This window comes from Peribacillus sp. P4_C12, from assembly GCF_056402095.1.
Genome location: NZ_JBFUIB010001152.1, coordinates 1 through 606, shown reverse-complemented (window position 1 = coordinate 606; position 606 = coordinate 1). Strand labels below are relative to the sequence as shown.

Annotated in this window: 2 pseudogenes; both read left to right on the top strand. The window is 41.6% G+C overall.

What is annotated here, in order from left to right:
- A pseudogene (locus tag AC1DUW_RS31885) lies at positions 1 to 322 on the top strand (cobalt-precorrin-5B (C(1))-methyltransferase); the annotation flags it as partial.
- Positions 306 to 606: pseudogene (locus AC1DUW_RS31880) on the top strand (cobalamin biosynthesis protein CbiE); the annotation flags it as partial. The pseudogenes AC1DUW_RS31885 and AC1DUW_RS31880, both read left to right, overlap by 17 nt.

Here is a 606-nt window from a genome sequence, read left to right as displayed (position 1 = left end):
ACTATTTTCGAAAGTTGCACAAGGTGTGATGATGGTGCATTCAAAAAGTGCACCAGTCGACTTCGACTTTTTATCTGAAATTGCCCAAAGTGTCGGAGCAGATGATAACCTTGTTTTTGAAATTAAGAACGCAAACACCGCATCGCAAGTCGGTGATATGATGGCCGAGATTGATAACAAAGAATTCTTCAATAAACTTTGTGAAGCCTGCTGTCACTCAGGATTAAAGCAAGTGAAGGGCGGCATTGAAATGGAAACGGCGATTTATTCGTTGAAAGGACAATTACTAGGAAGGGCTGTTGGAATTGACTCAATCGATTAAATTAATCGGGATAGGAGATAACGGTCAAGAAAGCTTACTGCCTCAATATGCACAATGGATTGAAGAAAGTGAAGTGCTTATCGGCGGTGAGAGGGTCTTGTCCTTCTTCCCGAATTATCAAGGAAAGAAGATTGTCATAAAGGGCGGCATGAAAGCAGTTGTAGAACGACTACAGGAAGAGACTCGTCCGACGGTCGTTTTAGCTTCTGGTGATCCGCTATTTTACGGAATTGGCGGCTATCTTTCCAGCAAGATGAATATAGAAGTATACCCATATTTTATTT